Origin of the sequence: Phormidium tenue FACHB-1050, from assembly GCF_014696925.1 — a bacterium.
GTDB lineage: Bacteria > Cyanobacteriota > Cyanobacteriia > Pseudanabaenales > Pseudanabaenaceae > Pseudanabaena.
This window is the reverse complement of sequence record NZ_JACJQY010000032.1, coordinates 20,253-33,404: the sequence shown is the minus strand read 5'-3', so window position 1 is coordinate 33,404 and position 13,152 is coordinate 20,253. Positions and strand designations below refer to the sequence as shown.

General features: G+C 43.2%; 11 protein-coding genes, 1 tRNA gene and 1 other RNA gene. 8 read left to right on the top strand and 5 right to left on the bottom strand.

The features are described 5' to 3' along the window. Positions 1–45: 45 nt before the first annotated feature. Both H6G05_RS17465 and H6G05_RS17460 read left to right on the top strand, forming a co-directional pair. The gene (locus tag H6G05_RS17465; RefSeq protein ID WP_190579797.1) at positions 46–1,326 is read left to right on the top strand and encodes a hypothetical protein; all 1,281 of its coding nucleotides are present in this window, start codon (positions 46–48) and stop codon (positions 1,324–1,326) included. 88 nt (positions 1,327–1,414) lie between these two features. Then, positions 1,415–1,567 carry a hypothetical protein gene (locus H6G05_RS17460; protein WP_190579795.1) on the top strand — a complete coding sequence of 51 codons (153 nt, stop codon included), beginning with the start codon at positions 1,415–1,417 and terminating at the stop codon, positions 1,565–1,567. Between the two features lie 42 nt (positions 1,568–1,609). Here H6G05_RS17460 and trpE read toward each other — a convergent pair whose 3' ends face one another. Both trpE and H6G05_RS17450 read right to left on the bottom strand, forming a co-directional pair. Then, the gene (trpE, locus tag H6G05_RS17455; RefSeq protein WP_190579793.1) at positions 1,610–3,109 is read right to left on the bottom strand and encodes an anthranilate synthase component I; all 1,500 of its coding nucleotides are present in this window, start codon (positions 3,107–3,109) and stop codon (positions 1,610–1,612) included. A 451-nt stretch (positions 3,110–3,560) separates the two neighbouring features. Beyond that, on the bottom strand, positions 3,561–5,153 hold the full coding sequence (locus H6G05_RS17450; protein WP_190579791.1) for an NAD(P)H-quinone oxidoreductase subunit 4: 1,593 nt from the start codon (positions 5,151–5,153) through the stop codon (positions 3,561–3,563). Between the two features lie 326 nt (positions 5,154–5,479). Between H6G05_RS17450 and psbU the strand changes: the two genes are divergently transcribed. The 5 genes from psbU (at position 5,480) to H6G05_RS17425 (ending at position 10,145) form a co-directional block, all read left to right on the top strand. Continuing rightward, the gene (gene psbU, locus H6G05_RS17445) at positions 5,480–5,863 is read left to right on the top strand and encodes a photosystem II complex extrinsic protein PsbU (protein ID WP_190579788.1); all 384 of its coding nucleotides are present in this window, start codon (positions 5,480–5,482) and stop codon (positions 5,861–5,863) included. Between the two features lie 177 nt (positions 5,864–6,040). Further along, positions 6,041–6,391, top strand: a complete 351-nt coding sequence (locus tag H6G05_RS17440; RefSeq protein ID WP_190579786.1) for a hypothetical protein — start codon at positions 6,041–6,043, stop codon at positions 6,389–6,391. Positions 6,392–6,597: 206 nt separating this feature from the next. Next, positions 6,598–8,328 carry a signal recognition particle-docking protein FtsY gene (ftsY, locus tag H6G05_RS17435; RefSeq protein WP_190579784.1) on the top strand — a complete coding sequence of 577 codons (1,731 nt, stop codon included), beginning with the start codon at positions 6,598–6,600 and terminating at the stop codon, positions 8,326–8,328. Between the two features lie 133 nt (positions 8,329–8,461). Further along, the gene (locus H6G05_RS17430; protein ID WP_190579782.1) at positions 8,462–9,850 is read left to right on the top strand and encodes a PP2C family protein-serine/threonine phosphatase; all 1,389 of its coding nucleotides are present in this window, start codon (positions 8,462–8,464) and stop codon (positions 9,848–9,850) included. A 16-nt stretch (positions 9,851–9,866) separates the two neighbouring features. Then, positions 9,867–10,145, top strand: a complete 279-nt coding sequence (locus tag H6G05_RS17425; protein ID WP_190579862.1) for a hypothetical protein — start codon at positions 9,867–9,869, stop codon at positions 10,143–10,145. A 39-nt stretch (positions 10,146–10,184) separates the two neighbouring features. Here the strand turns inward: H6G05_RS17425 and H6G05_RS17420 are convergent. The 3 genes from H6G05_RS17420 to H6G05_RS17410 all read right to left on the bottom strand — a co-directional run bounded on the left by H6G05_RS17420 (position 10,185) and on the right by H6G05_RS17410 (position 11,544). Continuing rightward, a tRNA-Met gene (locus H6G05_RS17420) sits at positions 10,185–10,258 on the bottom strand. A gap of 115 nt (positions 10,259–10,373) precedes the next feature. Then, positions 10,374–10,560: non-coding RNA, 6S RNA (gene ssrS / locus H6G05_RS17415), on the bottom strand. Positions 10,561–10,803: 243 nt separating this feature from the next. Beyond that, the gene (locus H6G05_RS17410) at positions 10,804–11,544 is read right to left on the bottom strand and encodes a DUF554 domain-containing protein (protein WP_190579780.1); all 741 of its coding nucleotides are present in this window, start codon (positions 11,542–11,544) and stop codon (positions 10,804–10,806) included. Between the two features lie 272 nt (positions 11,545–11,816). On the opposite strand from H6G05_RS17410, the gene H6G05_RS17405 reads away from it, so the two are divergent. Further along, a complete protein-coding gene (locus tag H6G05_RS17405) occupies positions 11,817–13,109 on the top strand; it encodes a ferredoxin:protochlorophyllide reductase (ATP-dependent) subunit N (protein WP_190579778.1) in 1,293 nt (430 codons plus the stop codon). Positions 13,110–13,152 lie beyond the last annotated feature (43 nt).

Sequence of the window (13,152 nt, the reverse complement as noted above, 5' to 3'; positions counted from 1 at the left end):
AGATTACTGTCATAGTTAAACACGAAAAATCAAAAATGTAATCAAATGAATATTGAGCCTCAATCACTAACTCCAGTATATGTAACAGAGGAGATAAACCAACCATTGACTCTCTACGAAGGAGACATGAAATTTATTGGAAACCAAGGAGATCGGGATATCATAGCTCACGGGACTGGAACCGTAAAACTTAATTGGTTTCCCACAATAAGAATCAAATATTCTTTTAGATCTAACGATAGTGTTGCGTTTAGTTATGAGAAACCACATGTCTTAGAATTAGTCAATTTAAAGGCTTCCTGTGAAGCTAATGCTACTAAATATCAATTATCGGTAGGAATAAAAACAGAGGTTTCAGGCTTTTTACATGAGCCTGCTGTTATCACTTCTAATTCAAATCTTTCCTATGTAATATTTCACCTCACAAACTTTCATAGCTATCAGCTTTTATTAGAAGCAAATGGATGGAAAGTAACGATTGCTCCAGTAGAAAAAATCAAAGAACTGACTAACTCTCTAGAAGATGAGGGCGGATATGCAATTACCCATGTAGCTAAACTTGAAAAGAGCAACAAACATACATTTACCTCTGAAGAAGCTCTAGATATTTTAAGTGGTTTATCATCTTTTCTATCATTTGCTAGAGGAATGTGGGTAGTACCTTTACTGCCTATTGGTTTTAATGCTGAAAATATTCCTACATGGGAAATTTGGTATTCTTCTACAGCATCCGCATACCAACGAAATATAACTTCGTGGTTCCCAGTTCAAAGACCTGAAAATTTAACAGAAGCTTTTGTCGGATTTATGAATCTTTGGGAAGATCCAGATTGGCAGCAGCCACTACAACTTGCTATTCACTGGTATGTAGAAAGTAACCTTCAGGCAGGAGCTATTGATGGTTCAATCATCTTGGCTCATTCAGCCCTTGAACTTTTATACGAACATCGGATTGGTATATTTATTAAAAATAACGCAGCGTTGAAGCTAGAAAAATTGTTTAAAAAGTCAAAACTTCCCATTAATGACCTTGACAGTAAATCTAATTTAATCATCAAGCTACTAGAATTTGCTGAAGAAAAGAAAATTAATATGCCTAAGGCAATTACGGAAGTTCGCAATAAGCTTACTCATCTTGAACAAAAGGAAAAAGTACATCCCAAAAGCATAAGAAAAGAAGCATGGCGCTTGAGTTTGTGGTATTTAGAGCTTGTTCTTTTAGATCTTTTTAACTATCAAGGTGTCTACAAAAATCGTTTGAGATTCTCTTGGGAAGGGGATTATGACGAACTACCTAAAGGCTCGATTCATAATCATTTAGTTTAATAAAATCGCTCTTTTACTCTCAACCGATGATGAATTTTAGTGATCGCTTACTAAAATCATAGTTATATCCGCAAGAGTTGATTAAGCCATGTTACAAACAGCGATCGCTAATCATCAAAGAGATAAATTTAGCGATCGCTATTTATCTCTTTCTGCTCTTTTGCGTTCTAGTTCCGTTAGTCTCTGCTCTAAATCCATCTTGTCAGACTCAATTGCATCGGATAAATGCGATCGCCATTAATCTCAACTAATAGATTTGAGCGATCGCATTCTCATTTATTCACTATCCCAAACAGCGCAGAGACTCCAACATTCCCTTTGCTTTATTCAAGGTTTCTTGATATTCCTTCTCAGGATCGGAATCAGCTACCACACCAGCACCAGCCTGTACGCTAGCCGTTCCATCCTTCGTTACCATTGTCCGAATTGTGATGGCTGTGTTTAGCTGACCTTCAAAGTCATAGTAGCCATAGGCTCCCGCATAAGTGCCTCGGCGATCGCCTTCCAAGTTATGGATAATGTCCATGGCTCGAATCTTTGGCGCACCACTAACCGTACCCGCAGGGAAGCAAGCCTGAAGCAGATCCCAAGCTGTTTTTTCGGGACGAATTTCGCCAACGACATTACTGACGATATGCATCACATGGGAATAAAGCTCAATCGACATCAATTCATCGACTTTCACCGTGCCACTTTTGCAAACACGACCAAGGTCATTGCGTCCCAAATCTACGAGCATCACATGTTCGGCAACTTCCTTTGGATCAGCTAACAAATCCTTCGCAAGTTCGGCATCTTCGGCAGGTGTCGCACCTCTAGGGCGTGTGCCTGCGATCGGGCGGAGGACTGTGCGCGAGACTCCATCGATTACTTCCGCTTTGACCATGATTTCAGGGCTAGAGCCAATTAGCTGCCAATCTTTAAAATTGAAGAAAGCCATGTAAGGCGAAGGATTGACCACGCGCAAAGAGCGATACAAACTGAATGGTTCTCCCTTAAACTCTGTGGTCAATCTTTGTGAAAGAACAACTTGGAAAACATCTCCAGCCTTAATATGCTCCTTTCCCTGCTCTACGGCTTTGCAGAATTTCTCACGGGTGACATTGCTCGTATAACTTACGGGTGGTTGCAAACGGGGATTTGTCCAAGTAATCGCTGTTTTGTGGCGATCTAGCGGCGATCGCAGTTTATCCACCAGCACCGTCAAGCGATCGCAAGCTGATTTATAGGCTATTTCAGGATCTTGACCATTACTCAAATCGGCATAGGCGATCGCCCAAATTTTACGTTTGACCTGATCGAACACCAGCAAACTATCGACCTGCATCCACACCCCATCAGGCGTGTCTCCCTCTTGGCAAGGAAATACAGGAACTTTTGGCTCGATCCAATTAATTAATTCATAGCCCCAATAGCCAAATAGTCCCCCTAAACTCGGCGGTAACTGGGGCAAATGCACAGGATGAATCGGTGCAAGGCAATTATTCAAATGTTGAAAGGGATTGCCTATAAATTCCTTCACTGTGCCATCACGAAATGTCTGTGTGGTGCGATCGCCTCTTGCTTCTAGTACCCATAGAGGATCGCAACCCAATAAGCTATAACGCCCAAGCCTTTCGCCGCCTTCCACTGACTCTAATAAAAAACTATAGGGTTGACCTTGACAGACACGATACCAAGCTGAAACAGGCGTATCGAGATCGGCAACCAGTTCCATATGTACAGGTACAAAGTTACCTTTGCTAGCAAGCTCAATAAAGTCAGAATACTCAGGGAAAATCATGCGATCGGGATTTCTAAGAAATTTGCTGCAACTAAATTAAGATTTTATCGCGATTTTCATAAATACTATAAAATTCGTGCAAGTTAGAAATTTGAAAGTCACCGCCTCAGGACTTGGCATCTATAGCTATAGCCACCTGTATCAGGACAAATCAAAACCCAAATAGTGTGAGGCGGCGCTTCGCGCCGCCTCACACTATTTGGGTTTTATGTCATAACAAGATTGGCGACAGCTATATATGCCAAGTCCAAGGATTTCATTTTGGATGAAACTGATGTTACGTAGAACCAAAACCGTCATAATGTTGCTATCTAATCTTAAAAGAGGATTTGGAGACCAAATCTCTACATATTTGTAAAGGTAGGGGCTTGGAGACCAAGCCCCTACCTTAGTTTACATTGCTATATAAGGGGGACAAAAAAGAAGGTTCGCTTAGCGAACCTTCTTTAGTCTATTGGCTTAAACTTGGTGCAGCCTGAGCTTGTAAACTTGCCAAACGTTTGTTATCGCGTTTATTCGCTAGAGCGGGAACAGCTTCACGCAAAGTCGCCGCCAGTTGTGTCGTGGTCGAATCATAGATTTGAGTCACGACTTTAGGATAGAAACCGATACCGATGATTGGAATCAATAGACAAGCGATGATGAAGACTTCGCGAGGTTCTGCATCAACGAGATCTTGATGAGAAGTGAGAGTTTTATTTTCTTGTCCATAGAAAATTTCGCGCAACATCGAGAGCAGATATACAGGCGTTAAGATCACACCCACTGCCATCAACAAGATGGCAATCACTTTAAATGTGCCGCTATAAGCATCACTCGTCGCAAAACCAACAAAAATCATTACCTCAGCCACAAATCCACTCATCCCTGGTAACGCCAGAGATGCAAGGGAGCAGGTTGTAAACATCGCAAAGATTTTGGGCATCTGCTGACCGACTCCACCCATCTCATCAAGGATCAATGTGTGGGTGCGATCGTAGGTTGCGCCCACAAGGAAGAATAAGCTCGCGCCAATTAATCCGTGGGAGATCATTTGCAACATAGCGCCGCTTGTACCAAGATCAGTGAATGAAGCTAAACCAATCAACACAAAGCCCATGTGGGAAATTGAGGAATAGGCAATTTTGCGTTTGAGGCTGCGCTGAGCAAAGGATGTAAGCGCCGCATAAATAATATTGACGATCCCCAATATTACTAAGATGGGGGCAAAGTAAGCATGGGCTTCAGGTAACATGCCCGCATTCATCCGCATCAGCGCATAGCCACCCATTTTCAGCAAGATACCTGCAAGGAGCATATGCACGGGCGCAGTTGCTTCACCGTGAGCATCGGGTAGCCATGTATGCAAAGGGAAAATCGGTAACTTAACCCCGTAGGAAATTAAGAATGCACCGTAGGCTAGCAATTGGAAGGTGAGGGGGTAGTTCTTATTAGCAAGGGCTGCCATGTCAAAGGTGACAGTATCGCCATAAAAAGCCATCGCCAACCCAGCCACGAGAATGAACAGTGAGCCGATCGCTGTGTAAAGAATAAACTTCGTAGCAGCATATAGGCGCTTATATCCGCCCCAGATCGAGAGTAATAGATATACAGGTATTAGCTCTAATTCCCAAGTTAGGAAAAATAGCAGCATGTCCTGAACGGCAAATACAGCAATTTGTGCGCCATACATCGACAGCAACAAAAAGAAAAATAAGCGTGGCTTCAGAGTAACGGGCCAGGAAGCCAAGATTGCTAATGTGGTGATAAATCCAGTCAGCAATACCAAAGGCATCGAGAGTCCATCAACACCCACTGACCAATTTAGCCCCAGTTGGGGAACCCAAGAATAGCTCTCAACAAGTTGGAGGTTAGGGTTGCTGTAGTCATACTTTACGCAGAAGGCATAGGCGATCGCCGCAAAGTCAATTAGTCCGACTACGAGTGCAAACCAGCGAATGGTTTTGCCGTCACCTTTGTCTGGGACAAAGGCAACCACGAGGGACATAACTATGGGAAAGGCAATGATAAACGTGAGCCAAGGGAAGTTTTCGAGACTTAACATATTCAAAAGTAACCGTTGTAATTACCCACCCATTTTCTAGACAGTCATTCTACCTATGGTCACTTACCGACTCTGTAGTTGTTTATAGTTACTTAAACCTAGGCGATCGTCATAAATTTAGAATTTTAGGCTGGGATCGTTATAGCGTAAGGTATTAAGAAATTTTTATTGGTTTGAAAATTATGCGAGGATTTGTAAAGGAACGTTAACAAATAGAAATAATTATTTACATATGCTTTATTTGCCAGCCCTAAGGCTTTGGGTTTCCACTTTTCTGCTAATCTCGAAAGTGAATAAATTATTTTTTTAATAGAGAGACCTTAGGCATGAAAGCACTTATACGCTTTTCTGTTTTATTAGTGGCGATCGCGTCAATTTGGACAACTGGCTTTTTAGGTTCTTTTGGCAGTAACTCTGCATTTGCCGAAGAATTACCTGCTACCAATTTTTACACACAAGATCTTAGCAAAATCGACCTCAACAACTCTAATATCAACACTTTCCGACAAGTACGTGGCATGTATCCAACCTTGGGGCGGATCATTATTGAAAATGCACCTTACAAATCACTAAACGAGGTGCTAGAAATTGATGGTTTAAATGAAGCGCAAAAAGAACTGATCAAAGCAAATGCTGACAAGTTCACACTTAAAAAGCCTGATGAGTCTATGGGACGTGAGCGCATTAACAACGCTAACTACAGATTGTAATTAAATTGTAATTAAAGAGGCGATTTCGCCAAGAATCAAAAAAAAGCAGCACTAAGTGTTGCTTTTTTTATTGTTAAAAATCATCGCGATCGCGATTGCACGGTATGTTGCTAAAATGTTACACATCGCAATAAAAAGACAAATTCAACCCAATTTCAGGAAAATAGGTATAAATACATGGCTCTTTTCGGCTTATTTGGCAAAAAGGATGAGAAGAAGGATGCAGGCAACACAGAATCATCTTATTTTCTAGATGAAGATTCCGCCAAAACCTTTGGCAACATTGATTACATGCGTACACCCAAGGCTGTCAAAAAAACATTCCCTACGGTTAACGGGGTCAAAGGCGCTGAAATTACAGAGATTGTATCAGCAACCGAGAAAATTGAAGGTAATGAAATTGATGTTCCTACCAGCAATGTTTCTGAACCAAAACCACAATCCACATTTGAGCCAAAGATTAACACTCGTGTAGATTCGAGTATGGATATCTTTCTCAACATGGCAAAAGATATCAAAAAGAAATAAATCCATAAAAAAGAAGCGATGCTTGATTAGCATCGCTTCTTTTTTATGGATTTCGGAAAACCGTCTAGATCTGATTTAGTACTAATAACCTATACACCGTAAACTATCCTAGTAAGTTGACCACATATTCAATGATTTTTAGAGAGCGCTTCGCATCTTCTACAAATCATTGAATATAGATTCAAGCATGGCGCAAGGGTATTAGCATGGTGTTTAACTGGTTTCGGCGAAAGTTTGACGATGACAAAAGTGTAAATGATCAATCCGTAGAGTCACCCCAAACTGAAGAAAAAACACCTGAATCTACACCTGTTGAAGATCCTAGCCCGATCGCAACGCCAGCATCACAAGATCTATTAAATTGGGCAAAGGCTGCCTATGCCAATGTGCAACAACAAGCCGAAGTTGCGGAAGATCAAGCGACCGAGGTAGAAGTCTCAGAGCCAGAAATTACTCAGCCAGAAGCCAAGGTTGCTGAGCCTGAGCTTGTTGAAGCGACACCAGAAATTATTCAGCTAGAAGCCAAGGCTACTGAGCCAGAAATTGCCCAGCCTGAGATAGCAGAACCAGAGGTTGCCCTAGAAATTAGGCAGCCTGAAATCATTACTGAATTGCAAGTTGATGAACCTGCGGTGGTTGAAGCTGAGCTAGAAATTACTGAGCCAGTTGCTGAGTATTCTTTAGAAGTATCTCCAGAATCAACCACTGAAGTTCCTGCTTCGGTTGAACCTACGATCGCCGAAGTTATTTCCTCAGAAGCAGTTTCTCCAGAAATAACTACTCCTGAACCTGAAGCAGTGCCTTTTTGGATGCAGTCCGAAAGCGATCGCCAAGCACGGATTGCCGCCCTCGAAGCCACAGCGATCGTTGAGCCAGAGCCAGAAGTTAAACCTGCTGCTACTTCCAGACGCAAAGCCACGATCAAGTTTGATGATGATTTTATCTGGTCAGCCGAAGTCCTCGCATCCCAAGGTCGTCGCCCCGAAGAAATTTCAGTCGAAGAGATCACATGGCTGAATCGTTTACGCCAAGGCTTAGATAAAACCCGTTTATCGTTAGTTAATCAACTAAAAGCGATCGTTGGACAAGGACCACTCAGCGCTGATTCGGTTGATGATATTGAGGCTTTGCTATTACAGGCTGATGTTGGCGTTAAGGCAACTGATCAAATTATTGCCAAGCTGCAAGACAAACTCCGCAAAGAAGTTTTGCCACCAGAAGAAGCGATCGCCTATCTCAAACAAATTTTGCGTGAAATGCTTGATGTATCAGCACAGAAAGGTGGTGAACCGATCCCCATGTTGATTCCAGAGAAGAATCAACTCAATATCTGGTTAATCACTGGCGTAAATGGGGCTGGTAAAACGACAACGATCGGTAAACTGTCGCATCTCAGTGTCAAATCTGGTTATAAAACCCTCATTGCTGCCGCCGATACTTTCCGCGCAGCCGCAGTCGAGCAAGTCAAGAGTTGGGGACAAAGATCGAATGTCGATGTAATTTGCAACCCCGCCCAAAATGCCGATCCCGCCGCCGTGGTTTTTGATGCGATTAGCGCGGCTCAAGCCAGAGGCACTGAGTTATTACTTGTTGATACTGCTGGCCGACTGCAAAACAAGAAAAATCTGATGGAAGAACTTAGCAAAATTCGCCGCATCGTCGATAAAAAATCTGCCGAGGCAAAAATCGAATCTTTGCTAGTGCTAGATTCTACGCTTGGACAAAATGGACTTAAACAAGCCGAAGTTTTTGCTCAGTCCGCAGGGATTACAGGCGTGATCCTCACTAAGCTTGATGGGACGGCAAAAGGTGGGGTGGCGATCGCCGTAGTCCAACAACTTGGTTTACCCATTAGATTTATTGGCGCAGGTGAAGGGATTGAAGACTTACGCCCCTTTTCAAGCTATGAATTTGTCGAAGCATTATTAAGTAACTAGTTTTGCGGCGCTTCGCGCCGCAAAACTACTTTTAAAAAATTCCTGAAATCGTTTGTTAATTTCTGTCCAACTAAGGCTACACTGTTTGACTAAATTAGCTTTCGTTCAAACCACCTAGCGTTGCAGCATTGGTATGTCTCTATCATTGCCACCTAGAAATAGATCACTCCCATCACAGCCAGATATCGACAATGCCTCTGTGATGGTGATGAAGGATCTCAAAGACCTACTCAGACGGATGAGTCAGGATCAAAATAAAATCCATGAGCTGCTGAGCTTTTTGGGTTACGCTCTCCGCAGCTTTAGTAACCTCAATCAGTTTTTAGAATTAATTCCCCTGATAGCCAGTCGTGTGACCGACTCCGATGGTGGTGCGCTAATTTTATTTAAGGCAAGTGGACAGATGCGCCTAGAGTCTTTGCATTGTCCTGAGCGCAATCAAGGCGGCATGAAAGCGCAGCAAGTGAGAACGGCGATCGAGCGAGCGATCCAACAGGTTTTAACAGGCAGTCCAACCGCTCTTGATGAGATGGTCAGTCGCTATCTAGGTGCAGATGTCCATTTGTACGGCACATCAGTTTTAGTCAAAAATGCAGTGCGCGGTCGCCTTTATATTTTCAGCCGCAAACCTGATTATATTTGGACAGATAACAAACGTACTTTGATGCGCCTTGTTGCCGATCAAACCTCAGTAGGTTTAGAAAATCATGAACTCACTACCGAATTAATCAAAAAAGAGCGGCAAGATCGGGAGATGGAGATCGGCGCAGAAATCCAGCGCCAACTCTTACCACGCAACTGTCCCAAGATTCAAGGTATTGAGATCTCAGCGAAATGCTCTACGGCTAGCCGAGTGGGTGGCGACTATTATGACTTTATCCCGATGCAAAAGGGCGATCGCTGGAGTTTTGTGGTCGGTGATGTGATGGGCAAGGGGGTTCCCGCAGGTTTGATTATGACTATGACAAGGGGGATGTTGAGGGCTGAAGTTTTAAATAACCACTCTCCCAGCAAAATTTTGGAACATCTCAATGAGGTGATGTATGAAGATTTAGAGAAGTCTCATCGCTTCGTGACCATGTTTTATTCCGAATACGATCCCGAAACGCAGATTCTCTCTTTTAGTAATGCGGCTCATACTCCTGCTTTACATTGGCGAGCTAAGTCGCGCTCTGTCCATGCCCTTGATACAATGGGGGCTTTGATTGGCTTAGAGGCTGGTTCAAAGTATGAAGAACGTAGCACTCACCTAAATTCAGGTGATGTCGTCATTTATTACACTGATGGCTTCACTGAGGCGGCTAGTCCAGAAGGCGATCGCTTTGACGAAGAAAATCTCCGTAAAGCCCTAGATTGGGCTTGTCAAAATTGTTTTCCCTTATCTGATGATGTAACTCGCCCCCAGATGATTCTTGACTACATCTTCCAAGAAGTGCAAAACTTTATTGGAGAAGGGCATACTCATACCGATGACATGACCCTTGTGGTTCTGCATATAAAAGATAAAGCTCTAGTAAATTAACCCAAGACTAAAAATTATGTTTGACTTAGCCCAAGCCCAGCATTTGGTGACTAGTGTAACTAGCGCTGACTTATCGTTTCATCTCTCAGCGATCAATCTTCCTAGCAACTTACATCTCAATATTGCCGATCTGCACTCACATATCGATATGGACTTACTAGCCCAACAATTTAATCAAGATGTCATGGGAGACTTAGGAAAAGGTTGGAATAACTTTGTGAAATCTGGCCAAATTTGGGCGCTGATGATTGGTGTCGTCGTCGGCTATCTATTTAGAAGTATTACCAATACTTAAAGATAAAAAAAGCTGCACAATGTGCAGCTTTTTTATTAATGGCGGGGGACGGATTTGAACCATCGACCTTCGGGTTATGAGCCCGACGAGCTACCAGGCTGCTCTACCCCGCGTTGTTTCGCTTAGCTAATATAGCATGGTTTGATAGGAACGCAAGCATTTTCTCAAAGTTTTTTAAAAATGGCTCTGTACAATGTACAGAGCCATTTTTAAAAAACTTTGATTTTTCACCCCTCCGCAACGCCGTCTTACCTCAGTTGTTTGACCCGGTAAAACCAGGTGGAGGCTTGGCTCTCAGCCTAACTTAAGTTCCCAGATGCAAGTCTGGTTTACTGCGGCGGAGATTACGAAGACTCCTAGAAAACAATTATCGATCAAGACACATTATCGGTAGTCACGCACGCCACAGAGGAGCTTGACTAATTATAGCAATCTAAGCCAACAAAATAGGAAAAGTGCAAAGCACCCAGCAACTCTCAATATATGGCTATCGCCATTCTTGTATAGTGTGAGGCGGCGCGAAGCGCCGCCTCACACTATTTTGTTTTTTTTGTCCTGATACAGGTGGCTATAGCTATAAAAATCGCTTTTTGAAAGTCCGCCGTTGGCGGACTTTCAAAAAGCGATTTTGGAGTTTCCAGCGCCTGCGGCGCTGGAATTATTGAAGACCATCTGCTAACCAGTAAACTAATGGCGCGATCGCTAAAGCTGGTAAAAAAGATGCAACTCTGACTTTAGCGAGTTCTAACAAGTTTAAACCTAGCCCCAAAAGCATTAAGCCACCAACTCCCGTAATGATTAGTACAGGCTGAGCGTTAGCGGGATCTGGTAAACTTTGCGCCAAATTTCCTGCAAGCAAAGATAAACTCCCTTGATATAGCGCAACGGGCAAAGCTGAGAACCCAACACCGATTCCATAGGTGCTAGCAAATACGATTGAAATGAAGCCGTCTAGAGCCGACTTGAGAACCAAAAGATTATCTTCGCCTCTGAGTCCGTTATTGAGGCTGCCAATAATTGCCATTGGTCCAATACAGAATAAAAGACTTGCCGCAACAAACCCTTCTGTAAATTTACCTTTGCCCTTAAATTTCGCTTTTAACCAATCGCCAACCGATTCTAAACGTTTCTCGATTTGCCCTAATTCACCAATTACGCCGCCAATAATTAACGCAATCAGCGATAGAATCACGCCGTCTAAAGCACCAGCTTTAACCTTAAGTAAGCTATTTGCCATATTTATGCTGACAAACATGGTGATTAGCCCGATCGCTTGTTTGAGAATGGGTAACGACTGAGAAAGAAAACGACCGCGTAAAATGAGTCCGAGGAATGTGCCGAAGGCGATCGCCAAAACATTAATCCAAGTCCCACTGGTTTTAGTCCAAAAATCTAGCATTTAGTTACGGTTGGTTTACCTTTGAGCATCAAATATATCAATAAGTAGCAGTAGGCGTTCGACACTCACCTTTACTTATGGGATTCCTGTAAACCTTTGCAACTTTTTGCCCCATCTCTTGGCTTTACTAAATATAGTAAAGGGAATTAACTTATTCGATTGCTTAGCAATCAAACAACTTTTTGACATAAGACAGGGCATAGTCCTGCCAAAGATGAAGGCTTAGCCTTTTTAAGAAAAAACTAGGGTTTAGCCCAATAGGAGAGCAAAACATGGCTGTAGAGCCTTGCACAGAAGTTCCTGCCCATATAAAAAATCAATCAACCGCTGATCTGCCCGTACTTAAAGAACGTGGACAGAGAGAGGTTTTTTGTGGCTTGACAGGAATCGTCTGGCTACACCGTAAAATGCAGGATGCTTTTTTCCTTGTGGTGGGATCACGAACTTGCGCCCATTTGATCCAGTCGGCGGCAGGAGTAATGATCTTCGCCGAGCCAAGATTTGGAACCGCAATTCTTGGCGAACGAGATCTGGCTGGGCTTGCCGACGCTAACGAAGAACTCGATCGGGTTGTCGATCAGTTATTGGAGCGTCGCCCTGATATTGGTACTTTGTTCTTAGTGGGATCATGTCCCTCTGAGGTAATTAAGCTTGATCTTGCCAAAGCTGCTGAACGTTTAAATCACAGATTCTTTCCAAAAGTCAGAATCCTCAATTACTCTGGCAGTGGCATTGAAACTACATTTACTCAGGGTGAAGATGCTTGTCTGGGATCAATGGTTCCCGTATTGCCACGTAGCCAAGATGAACCAAGTCTAATGGTGGTTGGCAGCCTTGCGGATGTGGTGGAAGACCAGTTTCAAAGACTATTTGACAAAATGGGTATTGGACCTGTGTATTTCTTTCCGCCTCGTCGTGCGGCAAATTTACCACCCATTGGGAAAGGGACAAAATTACTACTAGCACAGCCATTTTTAAGTGAGACTGTGCGATCGCTAATTGCTCGCGGCGCAACTCTATTACCATCGCCCTATCCCTTTGGGATCGAAGGAACGACTTCATGGTTAAAGACTGCTGCTGATGCTTGGAATATTGCTGATGACCAGTTTGAACAGGCGATCGCCCCCTCTGTAAGCCGTGGCAAAATTGCTTTAGAGCGCTATCGTCAAGCCCTGACAGGTCGAAAAGCATTTTTATTCCCTGACTCACAGTTAGAAATTCCTTTGGCACGTTTTCTGTCTAGAGAATGTGGCATGGAGCTAGTCGAAGTCGGTACGCCTTATATCGATCGCCTATTGATGGACAGCGAAATTAACCTACTACCAGTTGGAACAGCACTTTCAGAAGGTCAGGACGTAGAAAAGCAGCTAGATCGCTGTCGTGAAGCTAGACCCGATATTACCGTCTGTGGTTTAGGGCTTGCCAACCCTCTCGAAGCCGAAGGTATGGCAACTAAATGGTCAATCGAATTAGTGTTTTCACCGATTCATGGTTATGACCAAGCTGCCGACTTAGCAGAATTGTTTGCCCGTCCACTTGAGCGACGCAGAAGATTAACAGTGTAAGAGTAATTAGCAATTAGCGATTAGCCTTTCAAAAGCTAACAGC

Coding starts and splice junctions, on each gene's coding strand:
- H6G05_RS17465 (WP_190579797.1), top strand. CDS start 46: ATGAATATTGAGCCTCAATCACTAACTCCAGTATATGTAACAGAGGAG.
- H6G05_RS17460 (WP_190579795.1), top strand. CDS start 1,415: ATGTTACAAACAGCGATCGCTAATCATCAAAGAGATAAATTTAGCGAT.
- trpE (WP_190579793.1), bottom strand. CDS start 3,109: ATGATTTTCCCTGAGTATTCTGACTTTATTGAGCTTGCTAGCAAAGGT.
- H6G05_RS17450 (WP_190579791.1), bottom strand. CDS start 5,153: ATGTTAAGTCTCGAAAACTTCCCTTGGCTCACGTTTATCATTGCCTTT.
- psbU (WP_190579788.1), top strand. CDS start 5,480: ATGAAAGCACTTATACGCTTTTCTGTTTTATTAGTGGCGATCGCGTCA.
- H6G05_RS17440 (WP_190579786.1), top strand. CDS start 6,041: ATGGCTCTTTTCGGCTTATTTGGCAAAAAGGATGAGAAGAAGGATGCA.
- ftsY (WP_190579784.1), top strand. CDS start 6,598: ATGGTGTTTAACTGGTTTCGGCGAAAGTTTGACGATGACAAAAGTGTA.
- H6G05_RS17430 (WP_190579782.1), top strand. CDS start 8,462: ATGTCTCTATCATTGCCACCTAGAAATAGATCACTCCCATCACAGCCA.
- H6G05_RS17425 (WP_190579862.1), top strand. CDS start 9,867: ATGTTTGACTTAGCCCAAGCCCAGCATTTGGTGACTAGTGTAACTAGC.
- H6G05_RS17410 (WP_190579780.1), bottom strand. CDS start 11,544: ATGCTAGATTTTTGGACTAAAACCAGTGGGACTTGGATTAATGTTTTG.
- H6G05_RS17405 (WP_190579778.1), top strand. CDS start 11,817: ATGGCTGTAGAGCCTTGCACAGAAGTTCCTGCCCATATAAAAAATCAA.